This window comes from Pseudomonas sp. HP_01 (assembly GCF_055284355.1).
On sequence record NZ_JBTOPV010000042.1, the window covers coordinates 1 to 25,126 of the forward strand.

31 protein-coding genes are annotated in these 25,126 nt (G+C 59.8%); 18 read left to right on the forward strand and 13 right to left on the reverse strand.

All coding sequences use genetic code 11. From position 1 onward, the window contains the following. Positions 1-387: 387 nt before the first annotated feature. Complete coding sequence (locus ACYAR8_RS19585) at positions 388-1,317, reverse strand: LysR family transcriptional regulator (RefSeq protein ID WP_463580803.1); 930 nt, start codon at positions 1,315-1,317, stop codon at positions 388-390. Between the two features lie 50 nt (positions 1,318-1,367). On the opposite strand from ACYAR8_RS19585, the gene ACYAR8_RS19590 reads away from it, so the two are divergent. The 3 genes from ACYAR8_RS19590 to ACYAR8_RS19600 all read left to right on the forward strand — a co-directional run bounded on the left by ACYAR8_RS19590 (position 1,368) and on the right by ACYAR8_RS19600 (position 3,327). Further along, positions 1,368-1,682 (forward strand): 3-phosphoglycerate kinase, encoded by a 315-nt coding sequence (locus ACYAR8_RS19590; protein ID WP_074891684.1) that lies wholly within the window; start codon positions 1,368-1,370, stop codon positions 1,680-1,682. Positions 1,683-2,071: 389 nt separating this feature from the next. Next, the gene (locus ACYAR8_RS19595) at positions 2,072-2,938 is read left to right on the forward strand and encodes a carboxylate/amino acid/amine transporter (RefSeq protein ID WP_463580804.1); all 867 of its coding nucleotides are present in this window, start codon (positions 2,072-2,074) and stop codon (positions 2,936-2,938) included. A 152-nt stretch (positions 2,939-3,090) separates the two neighbouring features. Beyond that, on the forward strand, positions 3,091-3,327 hold the full coding sequence (locus ACYAR8_RS19600) for a hypothetical protein (RefSeq protein ID WP_463580805.1): 237 nt from the start codon (positions 3,091-3,093) through the stop codon (positions 3,325-3,327). 71 nt (positions 3,328-3,398) lie between these two features. Here the strand turns inward: ACYAR8_RS19600 and ACYAR8_RS19605 are convergent, their stop codons facing one another. Then, entirely contained in the window at positions 3,399-3,743 is a 345-nt protein-coding gene (locus tag ACYAR8_RS19605; protein ID WP_074891690.1) for an antibiotic biosynthesis monooxygenase family protein, read from the reverse strand. Beyond that, a complete protein-coding gene (locus ACYAR8_RS19610) occupies positions 3,740-4,897 on the reverse strand; it encodes a cytochrome P450 (protein ID WP_463580806.1) in 1,158 nt (385 codons plus the stop codon). Before ACYAR8_RS19610 ends, ACYAR8_RS19605 begins: the two co-directional genes overlap by 4 nt. A gap of 75 nt (positions 4,898-4,972) precedes the next feature. On the opposite strand from ACYAR8_RS19610, the gene ACYAR8_RS19615 reads away from it, so the two are divergent. Then, positions 4,973-5,686 (forward strand): ArsR/SmtB family transcription factor, encoded by a 714-nt coding sequence (locus ACYAR8_RS19615; protein ID WP_074891694.1) that lies wholly within the window; start codon positions 4,973-4,975, stop codon positions 5,684-5,686. A 13-nt stretch (positions 5,687-5,699) separates the two neighbouring features. Here ACYAR8_RS19615 and ACYAR8_RS19620 read toward each other — a convergent pair whose 3' ends face one another. Beyond that, positions 5,700-6,989 carry a mechanosensitive ion channel family protein gene (locus ACYAR8_RS19620; protein WP_463580807.1) on the reverse strand — a complete coding sequence of 430 codons (1,290 nt, stop codon included), beginning with the start codon at positions 6,987-6,989 and terminating at the stop codon, positions 5,700-5,702. 180 nt (positions 6,990-7,169) lie between these two features. On the opposite strand from ACYAR8_RS19620, the gene ACYAR8_RS19625 reads away from it, so the two are divergent. Further along, positions 7,170-8,522, forward strand: coding sequence for a DEAD/DEAH box helicase (locus ACYAR8_RS19625; protein WP_074891698.1), 1,353 nt, complete (start codon positions 7,170-7,172; stop codon positions 8,520-8,522). Between the two features lie 125 nt (positions 8,523-8,647). After that, on the forward strand, positions 8,648-8,971 hold the full coding sequence (locus tag ACYAR8_RS19630; protein ID WP_074891700.1) for a hypothetical protein: 324 nt from the start codon (positions 8,648-8,650) through the stop codon (positions 8,969-8,971). A gap of 17 nt (positions 8,972-8,988) precedes the next feature. Here ACYAR8_RS19630 and ACYAR8_RS19635 read toward each other — a convergent pair whose 3' ends face one another. Continuing rightward, the gene (locus ACYAR8_RS19635) at positions 8,989-9,861 is read right to left on the reverse strand and encodes a DUF6279 family lipoprotein (protein WP_463580808.1); all 873 of its coding nucleotides are present in this window, start codon (positions 9,859-9,861) and stop codon (positions 8,989-8,991) included. A gap of 63 nt (positions 9,862-9,924) precedes the next feature. Continuing rightward, the gene (locus ACYAR8_RS19640) at positions 9,925-10,668 is read right to left on the reverse strand and encodes a TorF family putative porin (protein WP_074891704.1); all 744 of its coding nucleotides are present in this window, start codon (positions 10,666-10,668) and stop codon (positions 9,925-9,927) included. On the opposite strand from ACYAR8_RS19640, the gene ACYAR8_RS19645 reads away from it, so the two are divergent. Next, positions 10,667-10,858 (forward strand): hypothetical protein, encoded by a 192-nt coding sequence (locus ACYAR8_RS19645; RefSeq protein ID WP_139214537.1) that lies wholly within the window; start codon positions 10,667-10,669, stop codon positions 10,856-10,858. The genes ACYAR8_RS19640 and ACYAR8_RS19645 overlap by 2 nt on opposite strands. Here ACYAR8_RS19645 and ACYAR8_RS19650 read toward each other — a convergent pair. Together ACYAR8_RS19650 and ACYAR8_RS19655 are read right to left on the reverse strand one after the other, a co-directional pair. Continuing rightward, positions 10,830-11,315 carry a hypothetical protein gene (locus ACYAR8_RS19650; protein WP_463580809.1) on the reverse strand — a complete coding sequence of 162 codons (486 nt, stop codon included), beginning with the start codon at positions 11,313-11,315 and terminating at the stop codon, positions 10,830-10,832. The genes ACYAR8_RS19645 and ACYAR8_RS19650 overlap by 29 nt on opposite strands. 186 nt (positions 11,316-11,501) lie before the next feature. Further along, positions 11,502-11,681 carry a hypothetical protein gene (locus ACYAR8_RS19655; protein ID WP_037012170.1) on the reverse strand — a complete coding sequence of 60 codons (180 nt, stop codon included), beginning with the start codon at positions 11,679-11,681 and terminating at the stop codon, positions 11,502-11,504. Between the two features lie 383 nt (positions 11,682-12,064). Here ACYAR8_RS19655 and ACYAR8_RS19660 point away from each other — a divergent pair, with 383 nt between their 5' ends. Further along, a complete protein-coding gene (locus ACYAR8_RS19660) occupies positions 12,065-12,901 on the forward strand; it encodes a CvfB family protein (protein ID WP_192171524.1) in 837 nt (278 codons plus the stop codon). A 62-nt stretch (positions 12,902-12,963) separates the two neighbouring features. Here the strand turns inward: ACYAR8_RS19660 and ACYAR8_RS19665 are convergent, their stop codons facing one another. Then, entirely contained in the window at positions 12,964-13,344 is a 381-nt protein-coding gene (locus tag ACYAR8_RS19665; protein WP_065992698.1) for a hypothetical protein, read from the reverse strand. Positions 13,345-14,040: 696 nt separating this feature from the next. On the opposite strand from ACYAR8_RS19665, the gene ACYAR8_RS19670 reads away from it, so the two are divergent. The 3 genes from ACYAR8_RS19670 to def all read left to right on the forward strand — a co-directional run bounded on the left by ACYAR8_RS19670 (position 14,041) and on the right by def (position 16,105). Further along, the gene (locus ACYAR8_RS19670; RefSeq protein WP_074891712.1) at positions 14,041-14,232 is read left to right on the forward strand and encodes a CsbD family protein; all 192 of its coding nucleotides are present in this window, start codon (positions 14,041-14,043) and stop codon (positions 14,230-14,232) included. Between the two features lie 268 nt (positions 14,233-14,500). Further along, positions 14,501-15,505 carry a YihY/virulence factor BrkB family protein gene (locus tag ACYAR8_RS19675; protein ID WP_108120559.1) on the forward strand — a complete coding sequence of 335 codons (1,005 nt, stop codon included), beginning with the start codon at positions 14,501-14,503 and terminating at the stop codon, positions 15,503-15,505. A gap of 60 nt (positions 15,506-15,565) precedes the next feature. Next, positions 15,566-16,105, forward strand: coding sequence for a peptide deformylase (def, locus tag ACYAR8_RS19680; RefSeq protein ID WP_065992704.1), 540 nt, complete (start codon positions 15,566-15,568; stop codon positions 16,103-16,105). Between the two features lie 67 nt (positions 16,106-16,172). On the opposite strand, the gene ACYAR8_RS19685 is transcribed toward def, so the two are convergent. After that, positions 16,173-16,586 (reverse strand): GNAT family N-acetyltransferase, encoded by a 414-nt coding sequence (locus tag ACYAR8_RS19685; protein ID WP_463580810.1) that lies wholly within the window; start codon positions 16,584-16,586, stop codon positions 16,173-16,175. A gap of 123 nt (positions 16,587-16,709) precedes the next feature. Here ACYAR8_RS19685 and ACYAR8_RS19690 point away from each other — a divergent pair, with 123 nt between their 5' ends. The 7 genes from ACYAR8_RS19690 to ACYAR8_RS19720 all read left to right on the forward strand — a co-directional run bounded on the left by ACYAR8_RS19690 (position 16,710) and on the right by ACYAR8_RS19720 (position 22,272). Beyond that, the gene (locus ACYAR8_RS19690) at positions 16,710-17,651 is read left to right on the forward strand and encodes a fatty acid desaturase (protein WP_463580811.1); all 942 of its coding nucleotides are present in this window, start codon (positions 16,710-16,712) and stop codon (positions 17,649-17,651) included. Between the two features lie 30 nt (positions 17,652-17,681). Continuing rightward, positions 17,682-18,461, forward strand: a complete 780-nt coding sequence (locus ACYAR8_RS19695) for a phosphate/phosphite/phosphonate ABC transporter substrate-binding protein (RefSeq protein WP_463580812.1) — start codon at positions 17,682-17,684, stop codon at positions 18,459-18,461. Between the two features lie 117 nt (positions 18,462-18,578). Next, complete coding sequence (locus ACYAR8_RS19700; protein ID WP_463580813.1) at positions 18,579-19,088, forward strand: sigma-70 family RNA polymerase sigma factor; 510 nt, start codon at positions 18,579-18,581, stop codon at positions 19,086-19,088. 72 nt (positions 19,089-19,160) lie between these two features. Continuing rightward, entirely contained in the window at positions 19,161-20,174 is a 1,014-nt protein-coding gene (locus ACYAR8_RS19705; RefSeq protein ID WP_074891725.1) for an ABC transporter substrate-binding protein, read from the forward strand. A 275-nt stretch (positions 20,175-20,449) separates the two neighbouring features. Next, positions 20,450-21,001: a GNAT family N-acetyltransferase gene (locus ACYAR8_RS19710; RefSeq protein WP_463580814.1), complete on the forward strand. Its 552-nt coding sequence runs from the start codon at positions 20,450-20,452 to the stop codon at positions 20,999-21,001. Positions 21,002-21,280: 279 nt separating this feature from the next. Then, positions 21,281-21,775 (forward strand): hypothetical protein, encoded by a 495-nt coding sequence (locus ACYAR8_RS19715; protein WP_463580815.1) that lies wholly within the window; start codon positions 21,281-21,283, stop codon positions 21,773-21,775. A gap of 59 nt (positions 21,776-21,834) precedes the next feature. Further along, on the forward strand, positions 21,835-22,272 hold the full coding sequence (locus ACYAR8_RS19720; protein ID WP_463580816.1) for a nucleoside deaminase: 438 nt from the start codon (positions 21,835-21,837) through the stop codon (positions 22,270-22,272). Here the strand turns inward: ACYAR8_RS19720 and ACYAR8_RS19725 are convergent, their stop codons facing one another. The 3 genes from ACYAR8_RS19725 to ACYAR8_RS19735 form a co-directional block, all read right to left on the reverse strand. Continuing rightward, positions 22,273-23,280 carry a diaminopimelate epimerase gene (locus tag ACYAR8_RS19725; protein ID WP_463580817.1) on the reverse strand — a complete coding sequence of 336 codons (1,008 nt, stop codon included), beginning with the start codon at positions 23,278-23,280 and terminating at the stop codon, positions 22,273-22,275. Between the two features lie 66 nt (positions 23,281-23,346). Then, entirely contained in the window at positions 23,347-23,949 is a 603-nt protein-coding gene (locus ACYAR8_RS19730) for a LysE family translocator (RefSeq protein ID WP_463580818.1), read from the reverse strand. A 54-nt stretch (positions 23,950-24,003) separates the two neighbouring features. After that, positions 24,004-24,840 carry an AraC family ligand binding domain-containing protein gene (locus tag ACYAR8_RS19735; protein WP_463580819.1) on the reverse strand — a complete coding sequence of 279 codons (837 nt, stop codon included), beginning with the start codon at positions 24,838-24,840 and terminating at the stop codon, positions 24,004-24,006. Positions 24,841-25,126: the final 286 nt, after the last annotated feature.

Sequence of the window (25,126 nt, forward strand, 5' to 3'; positions counted from 1 at the left end):
GATGCCCGACGCTTTCCCGGCTAAAGCCAGTCCTACAGGGTAATGCGGTGGATTCGCAGGACCGGCTTCAGCCGGGAAGAGGCCAGTGTGAACACCCTCAGTCTTGCGGTGCGACGCCCGACGCTTTCCCGGCTAAAGCCAGTCCTACAGGGTAATACGGTGCATTCGTAGGACCGGCTTCAGCCGGGAAGAGGCCGGATGGAGCACCATCAAATTTGCGGTGTAATGCCCGACGCTTTCCCGGCTAAAGCCAGTCCTACAGGGTAATGCGGTGCATTCGTAGGACCGGCTTCAGCCGGGAAGAGGCCGGATGGAGCACCTTCAAATTTACGGCATGACGCCTGACGCTTTCCCGGCTAAAGCCAGTCCTACTGATTAACGCTTTCTTCACAGCGTCTGCTGCGGCGGCCTCGGGAAGGGCGCATCCAGCGGCGCGGTGTCGAAGCTCTGAATCAGATCAATCAGGATCTGCGTCGCAGGTCCCAGAGGTTTGTCCTTGCTGGAGTAAAGAAAAAACGTAGGGTGTCGGCTGCCGCCTTTGTCCAGCGGCAGGATTTTCAGCAGCCCATCTTGAATCTCCCGCTCAATGATGTGGCGGGGCAGCCAGGCAAAGCCCAGCCCGCTGCTCACGAACGCAGCCGCAGTCGCAAGGCTCCCGACCGTCCAGCGCTGTTCGGCACCGAGCCAGCCGACGTCGCGCGGCTGATTGCGCCCGGAATCACGAATCACCACCTGCAACTGACTTTCCAGGTCCTGAAAATTCAGCTCGCGTTGCAACTGATGCAGGGCATGGCCCGGGTGCGCCACGGCGACGAATTCGACCTTGCTCATCTCATTGCCGAGATAACCCGGAATACTGAAGCCACTGATGGCGAGATCGGCTACACCTTCCAGCAACACTTCCTCGACGCCCGACAGCACTTCCTCACGCAGCCGCACCCGACATCCGCGGCTCTGCGGCATAAAAGCTGTCAGGGCCCGCACAAGTCGCGCGTTCGGGTACGCAGCGTCGACCACCAACCGCACCTCGGCCTCCCAGCCCTGTTCCATGTGGTGGGCCAGGTCTTCCAGCTGGCTGGCGTTCTTCACCAGTTGCCGCGAGCGCCGCAACAACACCTCACCGGCCTCGGTCAGCACGGCTTTCCGGCCGTCTATGCGCAACAGCGGAACGCCGAGCTGATCCTGCATTCGGGCGACGGTGTAGCTGACCGACGACTGCGAGCGGTGCAGCGCTTCGGCGGCCTGCGCGAAGCCGCCATGGTCGACAACGGCTTGCAGCGTGCGCCATTGATCAAGGGTGACGCGGGGCGCTTTCATCTCTCGCTCCTGTTGTCCTAAGCTGGCGGTCCCTGAATGGAGACTGCCCCATGAAAAGAATCTGTTGTGTGCTGCTGGCGATGCTGCCGATGAGCGCGTTCGCCTACCCCATCGACGTCGAGAAAGACATCAAGGGCGTGCAGGTCGACTACAACAGTCATGACGTCGCCTACGACATCGGCAACATCACCCTGAATAACTTTGGCGATGTCCCGGCCAAGTGCAGCGTGGTCTTTCGCAACGGTCCGGAAGCCCCGCGCACGCGCCGGGTCCAGGTCGCGCCAAAGAGCAGCACCGAAGTGACCGCCAAGTTCACCCGCGACATCGTCAAGCTGCGCATCTCCCTGAGCTGCGAGCCTCTGTAACCCGCGCGTCAGACTCGACGGAGCGTACTTCGGCTTCGGCGATAAAACAAATTCTTAGATGGGTTCGGGTCGATAGTCGGCTTCTTTGATCGAGACGCCGGCCGCGGACAGGGCAGGGAGATGTGCGTTCTCGTACTGTAATGACATGCACCACGTCTCTTAATCGCCCGTTAATCCCGCCGCCCGATGATGCTCGCGTTCATCGACACTCCATTGGCACTCCTTCGCTCCTGAGTGCATTGCCCGATCGACCTGCAGGAATGCGCCGGGTCGATCGGGTTTTTTCTTTCCGGGTCAGACAACGCCGCAAACGGTGGACCCGCCGACCCGTTCAATAGACACGCCATGGCCAACCGGCTAAGGTCGCCGCCTTCAAAAAAGGGGCGACCATGGGCTATCTACTTTTCGTGACGCTGATTCAAGCGTTTTCCTTCAGCCTGATCGGCGTCTATCTGGCCGGGCACGTCGACAGCTACTTCGCCGTGCTGCTTCGCGTCGTGCTGGCCGGTCTTGTCTTCATCCCGCTCACACGCTGGCGTAGGGTCGAGCCGTCATTCATGCGCGGCATGCTGTTGATCGGTGCGCTTCAGTTCGGCGTCACCTACGTCTGCCTGTACCTGAGCTTTCGCGTGCTGACGGTCCCCGAAGTGCTGCTGTTTACCATCCTGACACCGCTCCACGTCACGCTGATCGAGGATGCCCTCAATCGGCGCTTCAATCCGTGGGGCCTGTTGGCGGCGTTGGTCGCGGTGCTCGGTGCAGTCATCATCCGCTACGACCGGGTTGATCCGAATTTCCTCGGCGGCTTCCTGCTGCTGCAGGTGGCGAACTTCACCTACGCAGCGGGCCAGGTGCTCTACAAACATCTGGTCGCCCGCCATCCCAGCGATCTGCCGCACTACCGCCGCTTCGGCTATTTCTACCTCGGTGCCCTGGCCGTGGCGTTGCCGGCGTTTCTGCTGTTCGGCAATCCGCAGCATCTGCCGGATGCGCATCAACAGTGGGTGGCGTTGCTGTTCCTCGGCCTGTGTTCCACCGCGCTCGGCATGTATTGGTGGAACAAGGGCGCGTGCCTGGTCAACGGCGCCACACTGGCGGTGATGAATAACCTGCACGTGCCGGTGGGGCTGCTGATCAATCTGTTGATCTGGGGACAGAATGAGGACTTGGGCAAGCTGTTTTTGGGCGGGCTGGTGATTGTTTCATCGGTGTGGATCAGTCGCCGCGGTCTTGTTCAACGCCGGGCTGTTCTCTGAAACAGCCGGGTTAGACGCTCGCGTCAACGACATTAACGAGGGTGATGTTAGATATCTTCATGCTTGGTTTTTCATGTTGGGTTCAACCGAATAGATTGGCCCCAACGAAACGACTTAACCAACTTACCAGCAACTATCCGGAGATATACATCATGAAAAAGTCCATCGCTTTCGGCTTCGCATTGTCCATCCTGGCTACGGGTTCTGCATTCGCCAGCTCAGAACACATTAACCAACGCGCCATCGTCGACGCTTCCAGTGCTACCGTTCTGGATAGCAAAGTCGCCAGCAAAGAGGCCGTCAAGCCTTTCGCTACCCAGATTTCCGGCACCGTGACCGTTGCTGAAAACCGCAAAGAGTTTGGTTCTAGCTACCAGCGTGATCGTTAATTCCTTGGGTGTTACAAGACTCAAAATAAAAGCCCGGCAGATGCCGGGCTTTTTTTTGTTTTAATTTCTTTTTATTCATGAGCGCGTCGGCTATCGCCCGGCGCTTCAGCACGATTCTCCAGACTGTAATCTCGCATCACGTCAGCAATGCGCAGGTGGTAATCATCGAATACTTGCCTACGCCCCGTAAGTTGCGCGGCACGATGCAACTCAAGGCCGCGCCACCGTTTAATGGCTTCCTCATCACGCCAAAATGACAGCGACAGAACTTTTCCTGGCTCACTCAGGCTCTGATAACGCTCCACTGAAATGAACCCATCCAAACCTTCCAGCAATGGCTTCAGTTCAGCCGCAAGATCAAGATACCGCTGGTATTGCTCCTCATGTGGCCACGCTTCAAAAATAACGGCGATCATTGTTGAGTCTCCCGGCTGCAATGGAAATAAGGAATCCGAGCATTGAGCGAGGGCAAGTAGCGCCATTGATGAGCGCGGACAGCGGTGGTGGGCTGTCTACGCAATAGCTCTGAAACCGCTTCAGAGGCAATACACAAAGCGAGTTGCTGGCCTGGGCATTCATGTCTGCCTGAGCCAAAGCTGAATATTCGACGGTGTGACCGTGTGAGCAAAAAGTTGTCAGGATCCGGGTTTGCGCAAGGATCCCTGTTCGCCGAAGCCAGTAACAAAAGAACCGTATCCCCGGCCTTCAGGACGCTGCCTTCGATAACACACTGTTCGGCAACGAACCGCCGTGTGTTTTGTATGGGGCAGTCGTGGCGCGCCGCCTCGGCTACCCACTCTGCAATACGCGCCGGTTGTTGAGGGGGTTCAAACAGGTCGGGGTTACGATGAATTGCTATGAGGGTGTTGCCGATCAAGCCTGCGGTGGCCTCGCAGGTCTGTGACAACAGGCCGATCAGATTAGCGATCAATGCGTCTCTGTCTCTCCAGCCCGTCACGTCACATTCCCTCAACACGTGGCTCATGAAGCGACTTCTTTCATCCTCGCAAAGCAGCAACTCTGCGAACAGTTGACTCAACCGAGTCGCTCCGGCATCGGCCTCATCCAGCTTGGTCTTGTCGCTTAAGGGGGAAAGGCAGCCCACAAAATTCTGGGTCAGGGTAACAACTTCACGTAACTGAGTGAAAGGAACGCCCATCAAGGTTGCCATGACGGATACGGGCAACGTCCACATCAATTCATTGAGGGCGTCGACCGGGGCATTGAGGGACTCGAACACCTGCGACACAATTTCTGCGATGTTTTCGTCATGCACAGAAGCCAAAGCGGGCGCAATGGCCATTCTTGGACACTGGTGTTCAGCTCCCTCGTTCATGCGCATGAGACGACCGAAAATACGACCCGCGGCGCCCTGTGCAATTGGGAGAGGAACCGGCTCATCAAGAGGACGGACTCGACAGTCCGAATGTTTCAGAATGGCCTCTACGGCACTGGCATCACTGGCGATCCACAGGCGTAGATCTGCGTCGAACAACAGCCCCTTTCGTTGCCTTAAACCTGCGTAATAAATATAAGGGTCGGCATGGCTGGCTGCTTCAAACGGCGTCATTTCTGAAAGTCCTGTTCACAAAGAACGGCTAATATCCGGCACTGCGCACGTTAACGATTCGTTCAGGAACGAAATATGGACTCCCCAGGCAATGACACCGCCATTTCAAGGGTCGCCGGCGCAATCGCCGAACCAGCAAGGACGAAGATGCTCTGTTCGTTGATGGATGGGCATGCACGTACAAGCACAGAAATGGCTGTCATCGGCGACGTAAGTGCCTCTACCGCAAGCGCGCATTTGGCAAGGCTCAAAGAGGACGGGCTGGTGAAGCTGCACACGCAGGGCAGGCATCGGTATTACAGTCTGGCGGACGCAGACGTGGCCAGAGCGATTGAGGCCCTCATGGTGATCAGTCAGAAGCCGGAAACCCGGTTCGTCCCGAATACCCCGGGTCGACTGCAAATCGCACGAACCTGTTATGACCACATGGCGGGTTCATTGGCTGTAAAACTGCACGATTGTTTCCTCGAGTCAGGCTGGCTGACCATGTCAGCCCCTGACGACGGTAATTATCAACTCACTGTCAGCGGCGAAAAAGCGATGGCCGACCTGGGGCTCGATGTGGAGACAGTCAGGGCGCAGCGACGTCGCTTCGCCTGCTCATGCCTGGATTGGAGCATGCGCCGCCCGCATCTCGCCGGAGCACTGGGTGCCGCCTTCCTGCACATAGCGACCAGCCGCAAATGGGTTATTCAAGACCTTGACAGTAGGGCACTGGCGTTGACGCCAAACGGAAAGAAAGAGTTCTCCGTTCGATTCGGGGTCAGCACTGAAAACAATGCGCCTTAGCTGTGCTTGGGCGTTAAGCGCTGCCCGGTTGCTGCAGACTTTGATTCGACGACATCTTCTCCAACCCAATCCGTAAATCCGCCCCGCTTGGCTGTTGATAAACCCCCAGCCCGAACTCCGGCAGCACGGCCAGCAGGTAGTCGAAAATATCCCCCTGAATGCGCTCATAGTCACCCCAACTGGTGGTGCGGGTGAAGCAGTAGATTTCCAGCGGAACGCCCTGGGCCGTGGCCTCCATCTGGCGGACCATGCAGGTCATGTCCGGGTGGATATCGACGTGGCTTTTCAGGTACGCCAGCGCGTAGGCGCGGAACGTGCCGATGTTGGTGATACGGCGGCGATTGGCCGACATCTCGGCGACGTTGCCCTGGGCTTCATTCCACGCTTTGAGCTCGGCTTTTTTGCGGCCCATGTAGTCGGTCAACAGGCGAACCTTGGTCAGCTTCTGCTCCTCTTCATCGGAGACGAAGCGCACGCCGCTGGCATCGATGAACAGGCTGCGCTTGATCCTGCGCCCGCCGGACTGCTGCATCCCGCGCCAGTTCTTGAACGACTCGGACATCAAGCGCCAGGTTGGGATCGAGACGATGGTCTTGTCGAAATTCTGCACCTTCACTGTGTGCAGGGTGATGTCCACCACGTCGCCATCAGCACCGACCTGTGGCATTTCGATCCAGTCGCCGACCCGCAGCATGTCGTTGCTGGTCAGCTGCACGCTGGCAACGAAGGAGAGCAGGGTGTCTTTGTAGACGAGCAGAATCACCGCCGACATTGCGCCGAGCCCGGAAAGCAGCAACAACGGCGATCGGTCGATCAACGTGGCAACGATGATGATGCCGGCGAACACGTACAAGATCATTTTCGTCAGCTGCACGTAGCCCTTGATCGAGCGGGTGCGGGCGTGTTCGGTGCGCGCGTAGATGTCCAGCAGGGCGTTGAGCAGCGCGCCGACTGTGAGCATGAGGAAGAGGATGGTGAACGCCAGCGCGATGTTGCCGAGCACGTGGTTGGCGGCAGTGCTGAGGTTCGGGACCAGATTCAGCCCGAATTGAATCACCACCGAGGGCGTGACCTGGGCCAGTCGGTGAAAGACTTTGTTGTGCAGAAAATCGTTGAGCCAGAACAACGACGGCTGCCGGCTCAGGGCTTTCATGGCGTAAAGGATCATCCATCGCGCAAGCCGCCCGAGGGCGAAAGCCGCGACGAGCAGTAACAGCAATCCGGTGATCGTGCGCAGCATTGGCTGGTTTTCCAGCAGCGTCCAGATTTCCTGGGCGCGTAGCCAAAGCGAATGGGTGTCCATGGGCGCTGGATCTCCTGATCAGAAATGGGGGGCGCGATTAGAGCATTGATAGGGAAGCGAGGGCAGGGTAGGGCAAATCCGGTAACAAAATAGGCCCTTTGAGCTAAAGAGACTCGGCGAATCCGGCTTAAACCGGTACCCTATGCGACTGTTTTTTTGTATTACGCCGAGGTAACACCCGTGTTCTCCCAATTCGCCCTGCACGAACGCCTGCTAAAAGCCGTGGCCGAACTCAATTTCGTCGAGCCAACGCCTGTGCAAACAGCGGCCATTCCGCTGGCGCTGGAAGGACACGATCTACGGGTGACGGCGCAGACCGGCAGCGGCAAGACTGCCGCGTTCGTATTACCGATGCTCAATCGCCTGATGGGCCCGGCCAAGGTTCGCGTCGACATCCGCGCCGTGATCCTGCTGCCGACCCGTGAGCTTGCCCAGCAGACGCTCAAGGAAGTGGAGCGTTTCTCCCAGTTCACCTTCATCAAGGCCGGCCTGATCACCGGCGGCGAAGATTTCAAGGTCCAGGCCGCAATGCTGCGCAAGGTGCCGGACATCCTCATCGGTACGCCGGGCCGCCTGCTGGAGCAACTCAACGCCGGCAACCTCGACCTCAAGCAGGTTGAACTGCTGGTCCTCGACGAAGCCGACCGCATGCTCGACATGGGCTTTGCCGAAGACGTCGAGCGTCTGGCAGGCGAATGTGCCAATCGTCAGCAGACCATGCTGTTCTCGGCCACCACCGGTGGTTCGGGCCTGCGGGAAATGATCGGCAAAGTCCTGAAAGACCCGCAGCACCTGCAGGTCAACAGTGTCAGCGAGCTGGCTCCAGGCACCCGTCAGCAGATCATCACCGCCGACCACAACGTGCACAAAGAGCAGGTCCTCAACTGGCTGCTGGCCAACGAGACCTACCAGAAAGCGATCATCTTCACCAACACCCGCGCCATGGCCGACCGTATTTATGGCCGCCTCGTGGCGCTCGAGTACAAGGCGTTCGTGCTGCACGGCGATAAAGACCAGAAGGACCGCAAGCTGGCGATCGACCGTCTGAAGCAGGGCGGCGTGAAGATCCTGGTGGCAACCGATGTCGCGGCCCGTGGCCTGGACGTTGACGGCCTGGACATGGTCATCAACTTCGACATGCCGCGCACCGGTGACGACTACGTTCACCGCATTGGCCGCACCGGCCGTGCCGGTGGCGAAGGTCTGGCGATCTCGCTGATCACCCACGGTGACTGGAACCTGATGTCCAGCATCGAGCGCTACCTGAAGCAGAAGTTCGAGCGCCGCACGATCAAGGAAGTCAAAGGCACCTACACCGGGCCGAAGAAGGTCAAGGCGTCGGGCAAGGCTGTCGGCGTGAAGAAGAAAAAAACCGATGGCAAAGGTGACAAGAAGGGCGACAAAAAGAAAGCTGTCGCCAAGGGGCCGACCAAACGCAAGTCGGTAAACCGTCCGAAGGCCGAGCCTTTGGTCAGCCAGGACGGGATGGCGCCGCTGAAAAAGCGCGTCACGCGTCCGCCGGTCGCTGAATAAGCCCCTCCTGCCTCCCGGCCAGCCCGCTGAACGGCTGGCCCTCCACTGGGTCACAACCACTGAGCATCAAGCCCGTTGACCGGATGTCACGGGTATTGCCCTGTTGGCCCACTGGAGGTTGAAACATGTCTAAACGATACGACTGGGACCTGATCGAGCGTCTGTTGCACCACGTGCAAAACAGCGTCGCAATCGCCGATGCATCAGAAACCCACGCCGCAGAATTGAGAACGTTGTTGCTCGAACGCGGGTTCATTGCTGCCCACACCAGCGGTGCAGGCGGGCATGGCGAAGGCGCCACCCTTACGCCTCGAGGCGCGAGCTTGCTGGCGATGATCGACAGCAGCATTCCGGGCAATGACCATCCGCGTCAGGTGCTGGATGAACAGGGCGATGCGCTGGACCCGGAGACATTTGACGAGGTGGCCTCCAAGGCGCAAATCGCCTGACCCAAGGAGCGTCCTGATCAGGACGCTTTTTTCATGCTCTTGTAGCAACTCAAATCCGTGAAGTCCTTGCGCACATCGGCGATCTTAGCCAGCAACTTCTGCCGTTGATCCGCTGTACTCTGCGCCATCAGATCCGCAATCAACGAAATCGCCGCCTGCTCGGTATGGTCATAGGTCGCGCGGTATTCAGGGGTCCAAAAGATCTGGCGGTCCTGTAGCAGGCTGGCAATCTTCTGATCAAAGTCTGCTGCCTTGCGCTGTTTCACCGCCGCCAGCAATAGCGACTGCCAGTGCGCGCGGTTATCGATCCACAGGCGGTTCTGCTCACCCAGCGACGTCGACCATTGCATCACACGCCCCTGCTGCGCGGCATTCAGTTTGCCCATCCACGGCGTCAGACGTTTCTCCATGCGTTGAGCGCGTTCACTGATCTGCTTGTCCAGCGGCTGGTCGACGAACTCGTCCTCATGCTTGCGCAGGTCCTTGGCGAACGCTGTCTGCATCTCGCCCACTTGCTGATCGTCCAGCTGACGCAGCAGTTCGACCGCCGAAGGCGTGATTTCTTTGGAGAGGGTGGCGATGGCTTGCCGCGCTTCGGCAGTGCGCGCCTCAAGCTGCTCCTGATTGACCTGATTGTTTTCGACCATCCCTTGCAGACGGTCCAGCCAGTCAAGGTAGCCGGGGATCTGGGTGGTGCAGTGCCAGCTCAAGTGCTCTTTCAAACGCTCGTCGAGCCAGTCTTTCTGCGACGCGTTCATGTCCAGGTAGTCGTTGAGCGACCAGGGAATAATGAAGTCCAGATGCCGATACGTCAGACCAATCTGACTGCACCCCGCCAACAGCGTCAGGCTCAGCCACAGCGAAATAAAGGTCTTCAACACAATGCCCATGACTGCTCCTTGCCGGTTCGTCTCCCCGTTATAGAGCAAGTCAGGTCACGGCGGTTCAACCCATCAGAAAAACGAGCGCACGACCTTGAGCGTCACGGTGCCCTCGCACTGAGGATTGTGCCCGCTGTAAGCGCTGCAATCGGCGCCGGTGAGGCTCGAACCGCTGTACATCAAGTTCATGTCCATGCCCAGCACGGGCCGCGACACATTGAACGACCAGTCGCTGTAGGCATTGACCACGCCGCCGCCGTCGATGATTGAAGGCGAATCGAGCTGGTGGTTGCCGTACTGCATGCGCAGGTCCAGGCCCAGCGGAATCATGCTGCCCAGGTCGAGGAACAGGGTGCTGTCCTGGCGACCGGCGTCAGTGCTGAAGGCAGTGCCGATGCGGCTGTCGAAAATGCGGAAACCGGCGTAGAGCTCGTGGCTGTCGAGCTGGTCGGTGTTCGGATAGCTGTAGCGAATGACGCCAAGCTCATAGCCGAGTGTTTTGTCGAAGGGCTTCTTGAACCCCATGTAGGAGTCCACCTCCAGCGCAGTGTCGGGGGTCAGCCCTGCGCTGGGCGACCATTGCCCGAAGTAGAAACCGCTGTCGTGGGTAAGGTCGAGTCCGCCGTGGAACTTCGAATCCGCACCGCTCGGCGTCACCAGGCCCTGGGCCATGGTGCGGCTGGGCGTGGTGCCAAGCTTGAGGCTGAAGTCACCCAGCTCCCGCTCGATGACCTGAGCGCTGGCGGCGTGATGCATGAGGGCGGCGCAGGTAAACACCGCACCGGTCCAACGGTTGAAACAGCGAGCATAAGGCATGCTTCACTCCTTTCAGGTTTCGGAGGAGTGGGTCGAAGGTATCTATCCGGGAGCCGAATGGCCCGACAAGAACCGCGATCTAGAGCGCCGCAAGGATACCGCCGATTGGCGTTATCTCGCGACCATTGGTCGATTCGATGCAGATGCGCTGAACGTTGCGATCAGTTCGCCACGGAAATCAGCTGATTGACGACGATCAAGGCCTGGGGGAACGAGGGGTAACCGCTGGTGGCGACATCGAGTTTTTCGTACCTGGCACGGTACTCGCGGGCCTTGTCTTGATCGACCATACCGGCCCGTTGCGCCTGCAGGGCGATGGCCAGCGGGTAGTTGCGATCGGCTGAATCGTTGAGCTTGGCATCGATCTGTTTAGGGCTGGCGTTCTGACGCAAGAGCAGTATCGCCTGGTAAAACTCCGCCTCCCCGGTCGTGTCTTCCCTTGCTGCCCTTTCAAGCAAAGCGCTGGCGAGTTCGTCGTTTTCGGCGCGGCGTTCGTTGATCAGCAGCTTGGCCTGAAGCATGTCGTTCTGGTAAAGCAGATAGTCGGCGCGGCAGGGGCTGCCTGCCACCGAGTTGTCACAACCGTGGCTCGCACAGCCGGTCAGCCCGAGGCTTAGCAGGGCGCCGATGATCATCCGTTTGTTCATGTCGGTTTCCGCAGAGACTTCAGCAGTTCAGGGCATCGTCCGCTCTATCCCATGACCCATACGCAGCGCGATGAATGAGCAGTCATGTGACGAGAGTAAAGCAGAGCTTTGTGAAGCGGGGGAGCGATAGACCTGGCGCCTTGTGATCAAAGCGCCTGGATGTCGACCGCGGAGGCGGGAGAAAATTTACTTTTTGCCGAGGGAGATCTGTTTGGATGGGCCGAAGGTCTGGCCGCTGACACCTTTGGCGATCTGCTGGATCTCGCCACCGGATTTCAGGAAAGCTGCAATTTGCGCGTTGATCGAATCGCTGGTCTCAACGGCAGGAGCTGGCTTGGCTTTCGAGTTGGATGCTTTTACACGCATGGCTGCTATCGACCTATGTAAATTTAATACGGCCGGCCATCCTATCGGAATTGGCCGCAAATTGCTTGGGTATTATCCGATGAGGGGAGGGTCAGCGGTCGTGAAGGGCTGCGTAAACATTTCCTGAAAAGAGCGGCTAAATGACTGTTTTAATTGCGATGTTCAATCCGGCGTTCTGTTGAACAAGACCAGCGTTGAAGGCTGCGGTCAGGCTCGACGACCTGACGAATGGCTCGAGCCGTGCACCGGCTCCGCTGTGTCGCTCACCAACGGATTGATTTCCAGCGTGCCGAAGTTGGCGCCGGATGTCGGTACGAAATGCCCGCCGGAATGCCCGCCCGAATTCGGGTAGAATGCCGCCCACGTAACGAGGGTATCTGGACATGGCTTTAGTCGGGCGCTACAACAGTTTGCAAGTGGTTAAACACACCAACTTCGGTTTATATCTGGACGGGGCGCAAGATGGCGAAATTCTGCTGCCCAATCGATATATCCCCAAAGATATTCCCAGCGAAGATGAAGACTGGCTCAACGTCTTCATTTATCTGGACAGCGATGACAAGTTAATCGCCACCACCGAGAAACCCAAGGTTCAGGTCGGTGAATTCGCCAGCCTCAAAGTGGTTGAAGTCAACAGCATTGGCATCTTTCTGGATTGGGGACTGCCCAAGGATCTGCTGCTGCCATACTCGGAAGAAAAGCAGCCGCTGAAGGCCGGTGACTACTGTGTGGTGCATGTCTACCTCGACAAGCACACACGCCGCATCACCGCCACCACGCGTCTGGATCGTTATCTGGACAAGGTGCCGGCCAACTATACAGTCGGGCAGGAAGTGGACTTGCTGGTGGCTGAAGAAACCGCGATGGGTTTCAAGGCGATCATCAACAACAAGCACTGGGGCCTGATTCACAAGAACGAAGTGTTCAAGTTCCTGCGGTCCGGCAAACAGGAAAAAGGCTTCATCAAGGAAGTGCGCAGCGACGGCAACATCAGCCTGAGTCTGCAGCCAGTCGGCGAACAGCTTGCCAGCAGCCTCAACGCGCAGATCCTCGGCAAGTTGCGTGACAACAACGGCGTATTGCCTGTCAGCGACAAGAGCGATCCGCAGGTCATCAGCAACCTGTTCGGCGTCAGCAAAGGCAACTTCAAGAAAGCGATCGGCGCGCTCTACAAACAGGGCCAGATCGTCATTCACGCCGACCGTATCGAACTGGTCTGACGTGACATTCGACTGCAGCGCCGGGCATTCGGCGCTGCAGCGTTTTGCTTAGCCTTGCCGGATCACTTCTGCACGAAGCTGGCGAAGCTCAGGTTCGCGCCATTCGGGCGCATGTCCTTCAAATACGAATCCTTGTCGGCCGAGAGCTCCAGGCTCACGGTGGACTTGCGCTTGCCTTCGTTGCGAACCACCACCGCATCTTTCTGATCACGCAGGAACTTGGTCGTCACCTTCAGGTGAATCAACTCATCGGTGCTCGGCGTGTGCAGAAGCAGATGCAGCCACTCGTACTGACCCACCGCCAGACGGCTCATGGGCAAATCAAACCACCAGATATTGCGCTTGGGGTCGAGCACGGCGAAGTGCGTGTTATTGGTGCCGAGCACGGCGCCGCCGAGCTGTTCATTACGGCGCGCAATGGCCTGCTGCTTATCGAGTTTCATAACATTCCTGGATCACGGTCTCGTCAACCTGGCCCGACGCCCTGAGCGCCGCCGGTTCGGTCGCGCATTCTCCGGGGTTCTCGGGCAAACATAAAGGCAAAATTGGCCGGGGCCATTCGCGGCCTTCGACAGGGACGCGGAGCGTCCCGGGCTGCATTCCCACGCAGAGCGTGGGGACGATCAAATGTCAGCGTCTGAACGGGTCTCTTCCCGGCTAAAGCCGGTCCCACTAAAAGCAACGCGTGCCTTCGGTGGCCCAGGCGACGCGCCCGTAGGACCGGCTTCAGCCGGGAAGCTCTTGATCCGCTTTTGATCTGCTTTTGATCTTCGTACGCAAGAAGTCCAGACACCACAAATCGCGACTTTGGTGCAGGCTGAACGCAGGTCTCGCGGAGTGGGCCGAGCCGCATGGATGCGGCGAGAGCGCCGTCAGGACAGGGATGTCCGTTCGGCGCGGGCCCACGGAGCGAGACCGGAGTGAAGGAACCCTGACGAAGGAAGGGCCAAACCGAGAGCAAGCACCTTTGGTTACTTGGGGTGCTTTTCCAAGTAACTCGCCGAAGGCGAAACATCTCTGCCTTTAGGCAGAGCACTAATCGACGCGGCTTCGCGAAATAATTGAACCTCTGATTCCCCGCTCCGGTCAGTTCTAGTGTCGAGTTAATGACATCCTATTCTCACCCTGGAGTGAACCCTATGAGCAGCACCGGCGATAAAGTCAAAGGCATGGCTAACGAAGCAGTAGGCAACGTCAAGCAGGGCGTCGGCAAAGTGACCGACAACGACAAACTGCGTGCCGAAGGCAAAGCGCAAGAAATCAAAGGCGAAGTCCAACAGTCCGTTGGCGAAGCTAAAGACGCTGTCAAAAAAGGCGTCGACAAGGTCTAAAACCCTTGCGCCTAGAGCTAGCGAGCTCCAGGCGACCCGATTTGCGACACCGTAACGGCCATCCTCTGATGGCCGTTATTGTTTGCGTCCCCGACCGCCTGAAACACATCAACGGTAGCCAACACCCCGGGCACCCTGTAAAAAGCCAGCCCGTTCGGGCAACTGACGGAATTTCAACGCGATTGCCCGCTCGTATGCATACCGCTTGTAGATACCCTTGAATCAATAACCGTGCTTCGGCTACATCTGTGTCGCGAAAGGAGACGCCATGATATTCCCGGACTTGCGCCAGCTCAGCATCAAGACAGTGTTGGTCAGAACGGTCAAAGAGTTTGTCGATGACGAGATGTCGACGTACGCCTCCGCGCTGGCCTACCAGATGCTGTTTTCGCTGTTCCCGTTCCTGCTCTTCCTTATTGCCCTGATCGGCTTCCTGCACCTGCCCGACTTTTTCAGCTGGCTGCGATTGCAGTCTGAACTGGTCCTGCCGCCGCAAGCACTCGACCAAGTCAATCCGGTCATCGACCAGCTGCAACAGTCCAAGGGCGGATTGCTGTCGATCGGTATCGTGATCGCGCTGTGGACAGCCTCGGCTGGCGTGCGACTGATGATGAGCGCCATGAACGCCGCGTATGACGTGGTCGAAGCGCGCCCGGCCTGGAAGCGCATCCCGCTGTCGGTGTTCTACACCATCGGCATCGCCGGCATGCTGCTCACGGTAGCCGCGCTGATGGTCACCGGCCCGGTGGTCATGAACTGGCTTGCCTCGCAGATCGGCATGGAAGACTTCATCGTCACGCTGTGGACGATTCTGCGCTGGCCGCTGATCATCATCCTGCTGATGGTCGCGGTGGCGATCATGTATTACGTCATGCCCGACGTTAAACAGAGCTTTCGCTTCATCACCCCGGGCTCAGTGCTCGCGGTGGTGGTGTGGATCGTCGCGTCGCTGGGCTTTGCCTACTACGTCAAAACCTTCGCCGACTACAACGCGATGTACGGCAGCATCGGGGCGATCATCGTGTTGCTGCTGTATTTCTACATTTCAGCGGCGGTGTTATTGCTGGGCGCTGAGATGAACGCGGTGATCGAGCACATGTCCGCCGAAGGCAAGGAGAAGGGTGAGAAGGAGCCGGGCGAGAGCGACGGCATCGCTGATGGTGAGGCGGTGCATCTCAAGCAGCACGTCTCGGGCCTTGGCCGCGATCACACCCATGACCATGATGACGACTACACCCCTGTGCCGTCGGTGCTGAAGACCGATAAATTCTGATAACGCTCACGGCAGAAGGCGTCCGCTGGTGGCGCTTCTGCCGGTCGTAAGGGCCTCGAAATGATTCGCGAAATTCTGAAAATGGGCGACGAGCGCTTGCTGCGCATCGCCCCACCTGTCCCTGAATCGATGTTCGGTTCCCGTGAGCTGAAGACACTCATCGAGGACATGTTCGAGACCATGGAAAGCGTGGGCGGTGTCGGCCTGGCTGCGCCGCAGATCGGCATTGACCTGCAGCTGGTGATCTTCGGTTTCGAGAGCAGTGATCGTTACCCGGATGCAGAAGCCGTCCCCCAAACCATCCTGCTCAATCCTTTAATCACGCCGCTGGAGCAAACCCTGGAAGAGGGCTGGGAAGGCTGTCTGTCTGTGCCAGGCCTGAGGGGTGTGGTCGATCGCTACGAGCACATCCGTTACGAAGGTTTCGACCCCGATGGCAAGCTCATTCAGCGGGAAGCCCGGGGTTTCCATGCGCGGGTCGTCCAGCATGAATGCGATCACCTGATCGGCCGTCTGTACCCGTCACGCATTACCGATTTCAGCCGCTTCGGCTTCATCGAAGTGCTGTTCCCGGGGATGGACCCGAACGCGGACGAGTGACGGCGGCTCCGGTCAATGGAGTTTTTTGGGCAGATGAGTACCATGTGGGAGTGACCGGGGTGGCGGGTCAATCAGTACTGCGCACAAGTGATATCAATCGCTTGGTCTGCCGATAACGCGCCAGCCGTGCGGCCAGTTCCTGTGGCAAATGCTGAACCTCAAGGAAGCCAAGCCGCTGATAAAACCCGCTCAACTCAGGCTCACAGAACAACCAGACGTTTCCTTCAACCGACGTCAGCGCTGCCTCGACCAACCCAGCCGCGACACCTCGTCCGCGCTCGGTTGCCGCAACAAACAGCCCGGTCAACCAGTGCCCGCCAGCCACCGGCGTCAGGCACAGGGCGCCAATAATGTCCGGCTGGCGCGCCACCCACACCTGCGCCTCACCCTTGGCGCGCATGGGCGATTGATGGGCGCGGTAGAACTTCTCCAGCAATGGGCGCTGCACGTCGGGAAGGGGCAAAAACTGAATGTCGGGCATCTGCGGCAGGCGTCGGCTTGGGAGTGGATTCAGCGCATCGTTCTACCGTCATAACCAATCGATCTACAAGTTTTTCCTGCGTCGTTGCACAACCGGTTATCAGCCCGAATGCAGGAACCGGCAATGCCCCACTATCTGGATGACGCGCAGCGCGAAGAGATCAAGCGCCTGCGTGCAAGCTTTACAGGCCGCACGGAATGGCCGACCTGGTTGCTGCTGATCGGTGTGTACGCAGGCTGGCCGACGTTATTGCTTGCCAGCCCGCATCTGGGGATTTGGCCTACGACGCTGCTGATGATTCCGCTGCTGGTGCTGTGGATGTCGGTGCAACACGAGGTGCTGCACGGCCATCCCACGCGTTCGTTGCGACTGAACAAGGTGCTCGGTTACGCGCCTTTTGCGGTCTGGTACCCGTACACGCTGTATCGCGATACCCATATGCAGCATCACTGTGATGAAGACCTGACCGTCCCTGGTCGCGACCCGGAAAGCCGCTATCTGAGTCAGCTGCACTGGGAACAGACCGGCAGGCTGATGCGTGTGTTGCGCTGGCTCGACAAGACGCCGCCGGGCCGTCTGGTGTTTGGCGTGCCGTTGGCGCTGAGCAGCCTGATCGTCGGCGAAACCCGTCGATTGCTGCGTGGCGAGCGTCAGGCCTGGGCGATGTGGTCGACCCATGGTGGATTGCTGGTGCTGATGGTTCTATTCATCGAGCATTACAGTGCGATCTCGGCCGTGCATTACGTGATCTTCTGCAGCGTACCGGCGCTGGCGGTGTCGATGGTTCGCTCTTATTACGAGCACCGTCCCGGTGAGCAACCCCAAGAGCGCACCGTCATCAATGAGGCCTCGTGGCCGTGGGCCTGGCTGTTCCTGAATCTGAATCTGCACCTCGTCCACCACGACTTGCCCGGCTTGTCGTGGTATCACATGCCCGTCGTGTATAGGGCGCGGCGCGAGGAGTGGCTGGCTCGCAGTGGCGGATTTCTGGTGGCCGGTTACGCGGAACTCTTTCGTCGCCACAGCTTCAATCCTATCGACAGCCCGCAACATCCCTATGTCTGAAGACCCCTGGTCTGATGAGGAATACCGAACATGCCTAGAGGCTTTGCCGAACTGTTGATGTACGTCGCGCCGCTGCGCGCTCAGCAGGCGCAAGAGCAGTGGCTGAGCCGCGTGCTGGAAATCCTCGGCGTGCAGCGTCTCGATGCTCAAGACCCGGAATTGAAAACGCTGTGGCTGTCGCCGCACTTGCTGCTGACGCAAACCTGCGGTTATCCGCTGATGACGGAATTGCAGGGCAAGGTGCAGGTGGTCGGTCGTCCGGTTTATCAGCTGCCCCATAGCGACGGTGGTAACCATTGCAGCCTGTTGGTCGCCCGCGAGGACGATCCGCGTCAGTCCCTCGTCGAGTTCAGGGGCAGTCGTGGCTTGCTGAATTCACGGGATTCCAATTCCGGCATGAACCTGTTCCGCCACGCCCTGGCGCCGCTTCAACAGAATGAGGCGTTCTTCGCTGACGTCACGCTCACCGGCGGACATCGCAACAGTCTCGCCGCGATCAAAGCGGGCGATGGTGATCTGGCCGCCATCGACAGCGTCACCTTCGACTACCTGGCCCGCGATGCCAGCGAGGAAGTGGCTGGCGTGAAGGTGATTGCTCGAACGGCGGAGGGGCCGTGCCTTCCCTACATCACCCGCCTTGGCGCCGATGCTGATGCCATCCGCGCGGCGATGAATCAAGCGCTGAGAGAACGCCCTGATCTCGCCCACGTGTTGGCGATCAGCGAAGTGCTGCCGGCGAGCCAAGCCGATTACCAAGTGCTGCTCGACTACCAGCAGCAGGCTGCATCCTTGGGGTTGCCATTGCTCTAGTTATTCCGTAGTGATATATAAGAATCACTTTTAAGTATTTTTACTGCATAACCGCCCTTGTTAGCATGGCCTCTCGGAAAGTCCCGAACACGGAAATATCAGGGCAGGGGATGTCTTATGGCTGGCGCGGACGTTATGCATCGCCGCTATCTCAGCGAGCTGTTCGTTCAGCACTACGGCTGGCTATGCGTTCGCTTGCGCCGGCTGCTCGACTCCGAGCAGAGCGCTGAAGACGTCGCCTCCGAAACCTTCCTGCAACTGCTGGCTTCGCCCAACGTTGTGCCGATTCGCGACCCGCGCGCGCTGCTCACCACCATTGCCCAACGCCTGGTATATGAGCGCTGGCGGCGGCGCGATCAGGAACGCGACTATCTGGAAGGCCTGTCCCAAGAGGCAGCGACCCCATTTGCCTCGGCAGAAAGCCACGCCGCTACACTGCAGATGCTTGACCGTCTGGATCGCCGCCTTGATCGCCTGCCTGCGAAGATCAAATCAACCTTTGTGCTCTCCCGTCGCGGCGGGCTGACCTATCCTGAGATTGCTGCGCAGCTGGGCATTTCGCAGCGCTCAGTGAGCGACTACATGGATAAGGCTGAAACCTGTTGCCGCCGCGCTTGTCTGGAATAGAGCGTGTGCTGTGCCCGGCCAACTGTGCCAACCCGATTGAGCTCCCCCATCCCCGAGCGACGAGAGACATCCATGACACCAATCAAAAAACTGCTGGGCGGCTCGCTGCTGGCACTGGCTGCCCTGACGGGCTCGGCGTACGGCGCAGAAAAAACCGCGCCGATTCATTTCGGCGACATCACCTGGGAGAGCGGCAGCCTGATCACCGAAATCCTGCGCACCATCGTGGAAAAAGGCTACGGCTATCCCACCGATAAGTTGCCCGGCAGCACGGTGAGTCTGGAAGCGGCGCTGGCGAAGAACGATATTCAGGTGATCGGCGAAGAATGGGCCGGACGCAGCCCGGCGTGGGTCAAGGCGGAGGCCGAAGGCAAGGTTCACGGCCTTGGCAACATCGTCAAAGGCGCAACCGAAGGCTGGTGGGTGCCGGAATTCGTCATCAAGGGCGACCCGGAGCGGGGCATCAAACCGCTGGCGCCTGACCTGAAATCGGTGTCGGACCTGCCTAAATACAAAGACGTGTTCAAGGACCCGGAATCCCCGGACAAGGGCCGCTTTCTCAACAGCCCGACCGGCTGGACGTCAGAGATCGTCAACACTCAGAAGCTCAAGGCCTACAAGCTCAACGACAGCTACGTGAACTTCCGCACCGGGTCGGGCGCGGCGCTGGATGCTGAAGTCGCATCGTCGATCCGCCGCGGGAAGCCGGTGTTGTTCTACTACTGGTCACCGACGCCGCTGCTGGGTCGCTTCAAACTCATCAAGCTGGAAGAGCCGCCGTTCAACGAAGCAGCCTGGAAAACCCTCGCCGACGCCAGCAACCCCAACCCGATCGGCTCCAGCTCCCTCGCTGCCCACCTGGCGATTGGCGTGTCTGAACCGTTCCGTCAGCAGTACCCGGATCTGGTGAGCTTCTTCGAGAAGGTGGACCTGCCTATCGACGAGCTGAACAAAACCCTTGGCGAGATGAGCGAGAAGCGTCAGGAACCGAGCGTCGTGGCGAAAAGCTTCCTGAAAGATCACCCGGAAGTCTGGACCGCCTGGGTACCGGCTGAGGTCGCCAGCAAGGTGAAGGCGGGGCTGTAAGCGCTCTCTCTTCAAGCTGTGGGACAAGCGGGCTCCCGCTTGTCCCGCAGGCAATCCTTTCCCGTAGGAATGAGCTTGCTCGCGAAGAGGACGGAACATTCGCTGAATCTCCAGTGGCTGTACTGACGTCTTCGCGAGCAAGCTCACGCCTACAGTGATCGGGTGTACATTACCCCCCACGCAACCACTACCGCGACCGACAACCCTGACTGGCGACGATGCCTGCCGTGCGCCAAGCTCAAGGCGTGTAACGATCCTCTCGCGAGCCCGCGATCATGAACACGTTATTGACCCTCCTGCACACCGAACGCCTGATCCTGCGCGAACTCAACCCGGACGACACCCCGGCGCTGGCGAAAATCCTTGGCGATGCCGAGGTGATGCGACATTCGGTGGCGGGCGTGTTGTCGGAAAAGGCGACGGGCAAGTTCATCGACTGGTGCCGGCTTTCCTACCGTGAACGCGGCTTCGGTCCGTGGGCGGTGGTGGAGAAATCTACCTCAACCCTGGCCGGTTTCTGCGGTCTCAATGCTGAGCGTGTGGATGACAAGGACGAGATCGAACTTGGCTATCGACTCGCAACCGGGTTCTGGGGGAAAGGCCTGGGCACCGAAGCGGCGCGCAGCGCTCTGGCTTATGGTTTTGAAGAGCTGCAGGTGCCGTCGCTGATCGCCATCGTTCAACCGGCCAATGTCGCGTCGGTGAAGGTGATTCAAAAGCTCGGGTTCGGCGGGTTCGTTCACAGTCAGTACCATCGCCAGGGCGTGAGGATCTACCGCATGACCGCGCAGCAATGGGCGCTGGGTGGTTCAGCAACATTGGCGTGAGACCTTCCCGGTTGAAGCTGGTCCGACAGGGTATGCGATCCCAAGTGGGACCGGCTTCAGCCGGGAAGGCGTCGGGCATTTCAATGCAGAACTCACGGCGTAAACGCTGGGCTTTTCCCGGCTGAAGCCGGTCCCACAAGGTATGCGTCGTTCTGTCAGAGATCGCTCATTGATGGATATCTCGCCCCTCAACTGTTAGCGTCCAGCAGACAATCAAAGCGTTGATCACCGATAAAAAAGTCGCCGGGAGAGGACATGGGATATTGCAGATCGACAGCAATGACGATGATGAAGGCATCACTCGGGCTGAGCCTAGTGGGGGTGATGGCCCTGCAGAACGTGGCACTGGCCGGCGAAACCGCGCCCGCGCCGGTGGCCGGGGATCCCGCGCTGACCTTCGTTCAGGAGCGGCATCTGGGTGAAAGCCTGGGCTGGCTGGGTTACCAAGTCGCCTCCCACACGGTGACCTTCGCCACGATCGTCGAGACCGTCGGCCGCACCAAGGCGCAGGAAATCGTGCAGGACGAACTGCAAAGACTGCAGCCGCAGTATCAGCAGGAATGGGACCGCAACCTCGCCGCGGCCTACGCCGCATCCTTCAGCCCTGAAGAGCTGAAGGCACTGGACGCCGCTGACCCGGCGCCAGATGTCGCCAACAAATTCCGCAACAAGCAGCGCGATGTCGGCGCTGACATGAAGGACCGTTCCAGCGAGCTGCTCAAGGTTTACGTGTCCACCGCGCTGGACAATGCACTGAAAAAAGCCAAGCCTTGAGCGCACGTTTTATCTGAAGCGTTTTTTGATCACCCCCGTCACGAAGGAAAGGAGAGACCATGGACCCGTTCATGCAAGCGGCCATTGATGAAGCGCAGAAGGGCCTGGACGAAGGCGGTATTCCGATCGGTTCGGTCATCGTCCACGACGGCAAGATCATCGGCCGTGGCCACAATCGTCGCGTCCAGGAAAGCAGCGCCATCAAGCACGGCGAGATGGACGCCTTCGAAAATGCCGGCCGCCAGCCAGCCCGCGTCTACCGCGAAGCCACGCTCTACACGACCCTGTCGCCCTGCGCGATGTGCAGCGGCGCGATCCTGCTGTACGGCATCCGCAAAATCATCGTCGGTGAGCACGAGACGTTCATGGGTGAAGAAGATCTGCTCAAGTCCCGCGGCGTGGAAGTGAATGTGCTGCACGACGAGACCTGCGTGGGTTTGATGAAGCAGTTCATCGCGGACAAGCCCGAGCTGTGGAATGAGGATATTGGCGAGTAGTCAGGGGCAGGCCTTGATTCGCGCCGTCCCGAACAACTGCACCTGCTGCAACCGCCCGTCTCGTTCGGTCAGGCGCAACGGCGCAGTGCCGCCGGGCATCACCACTTCCACCAAACCCGCTTGAACCCAGCCGCAGAACCAGGCCGCCGACGCCACCGCGCTGGCGCTGGTGCCGGAGGACGCCGTCGGGCCTTCGCCGCGTTCGAACACGCGTGCCGCGATGCGGTTCGGTCCCAGGCGTGCAGCCCATTGCAGATTGACCCCGCCAGGGCAGGGGTCGCCGCTTCCTGATTCGCCGGCGACGAAGGCGATACGGGTCAGGGCAGCGTTCAACTCGGGCTCGTGAAGGTCTTCGAAGCTGGGCAGATCATCCACATCCGGTACCAGGGTGACGCAATGCGGGTTGCCCACCCTGACGAACACGCTGGTCTGCCATCCCGGGTGCAAGGCTGCTATGGGTTCGATCCGGTTAACCTCCCGCCCATTGAGCATCGCTGTGCCGACTCCGTCTCCTGTTGCGGCTACTGCCTGCGGGCCGAAACCAGGCGCGCCAATGTCCAGCCAAAAGCCGTTCACGTCCTCGACTGTCGCCGCGACCGCCTGCGTTGCGACGGGGCTGAGCGAATCAGTATTGTCGTGATGAACGCGCAGGGCGAACGGCGCGCTGCCGGTGATAAGGGCTGAGTCGGTCAGCGACTGGGCGAAGATGGTCAGGCCGTTGCCGCTGCGTTCAGCGAGGGTGCCGTCGGTGTTGACGATCAACAGGTCGAACGGCGCGGTGTCCTGAAAGGGGCCCACCAGAAGACCGTCCGAGCGATGAGATTTGCTGCCGGATGGACGCTGGCCAGCGGGCCAGTCACAGATCGCCGCAATGGCGTGAGCCGTCCAGGCTTGGCGGCGAGTGGCGGCTTGCGTCGGTAACTGGGGCAGGGGAACGCCGAGGGTGCGCAGGGCATCGGGGGTAATCACTGCGTAGATATTGCCGCGAGCGTCGTAGAAGCGAGCCATGGTCAGTCCGGATCAGGGAGTCAGCGCGCATTAAATCACGCCGACCCACGCGTCGCCGCCCGCGCCTCACACCACCAACGTCAACCACGCCGACACCAGCAACAGCACCGCCATCCCTTGATTGAAGCGCTTCATGCTCTGGGCCGAGCGGCAGAATTTCGCGGCGCTGACGCCCAGGTAGGCCCAGGCGCTCATGCACGGGATCGAGACCAGGAAGAACGCCAGCGACAGCCACATCACCCGCAGCATGCGGTCGGCGTCGGTGCCCGCAAAGACGCTGACGACGGCCAGCGCCATCATCCAGGTTTTCGGGTTGACCAGTTGCAGGCTCGCCGCGCCCCACAACCCCAGGGTGGGACCGCTGCGGCGTTGCGTCGGGTCGATCGCTTCGGCGGGCGCGCTGAAAATCTGCCACGCCAGCCAGGTCAGCCAGGCGATGCCGATCCACGACATCAGCGTTTGCACCTGCTGATGACGCGCCAGCACATCGCCCAGCCCGGTGCCGACCATCAACACCAGCAGCGCCGCGCCGGTGCAGGCCCCGAGGACAATCGGTAGCGTGCGGAGCAGGCCATAACGCGAGCTGTTGGTCAGTACCAGAATGTTGGTCGGGCCGGGCGTGATGGACGCAACGAAAGCGAACAGCAGAAAGGGCAGGAGGGTTTGCATAAGGCCACTCGGCGGTCATTGATCGTGGAGCTATGATCGGCGTGCGGTGGGCGTTCAGTCTGGAACGTTTGAGCAGCGTCGGCGGTAGTCCGCCGGGGTCATGCGATAGGCGCGCTGGAACCAGCGGCCCAGATGGCTTTGATCAGCGAAACCCAGGGCAGCCGCGACGCTGACCGGCGCCTCGCCCCGGGCCAGCAGATGCCGGGCGCGGGTCAGGCGCAGTTGAATCAGGTAGGCATGGGGCGCCAGGCCGAAGGCGGCTTTGAACGCACGACTCAGGCGAAAACGGTCAACGCCGGTCACCTGCGCCAGATTGTCCAGGCCAATATCCTGATGCAAATGGCTGTGCAGGTAATCACGCGCTCGCTGGGCCACCAGGGGCAGGCGCGGATCGGGGTCGATCAGGGTGCGCCAGCGCAAGTGGCTAGTGAGGTTGGCGAGCAAGTAATCCAGCGCGGTCTGGCGGACGATGCGCATTTCGTCATGGTGCATCGCTTCGAAGGCGCTGGCCGTCGCGATGGCGAGGCGCGGGTCTTCCGCCAGCGTTGCCGCGAAGCTCAGTTGGGCGTTGTCCGGCGCTTCTTCAAACTGCGCGCGCAACTCCCGGTCCAGCCAGCGCGGGTCCAGGTACAACGTGCGGTAAGTGAAGCCGCCCGCTTCCGGGGCCGTGCCGTCATGGATGTCGCCCGGTTCGAGCAGGAACACTTTCCCCGGCGTGCTGTTGTGCTGCTGACGACGGCAATTGAATTGCTGCAGGCCCTGTTCGGTGATGCCCACCAGATAACTGTCGTGCCAGTGGGGATCGTAGGCATGGCCCTCGAAATGCGCGCGCACTGTCTCGATGCCGGACGTGGCGTCCTGCTTGAGCTCGATCCAGTTGTGGTCGGACATCACGGGGCCTCGGAAGGGGGCTGGTTTGGGTGGCTGGGGTGGTCAGTCCATCTTCAACACGTTACCGCGCAGCTCACGGCAGGTCTGGAAGATTTGTGCAGCGGGCGACGAGGTGTCGAGTCCTGCCTCCGCATGTCGCCTTGCCACGCATTTGTAGGAGCGGGGGGGGGGGGGGGGGGGGGGGGGGGGGGGGGGGGGGGGGGGGGGGGGGGGGGGGGCGGCTCGGGGGCGGGGGGGGGGGGCGGGGGGGTGCGGGCGGCAGGCGGGAGGGCGGAGGGGTGAGAGG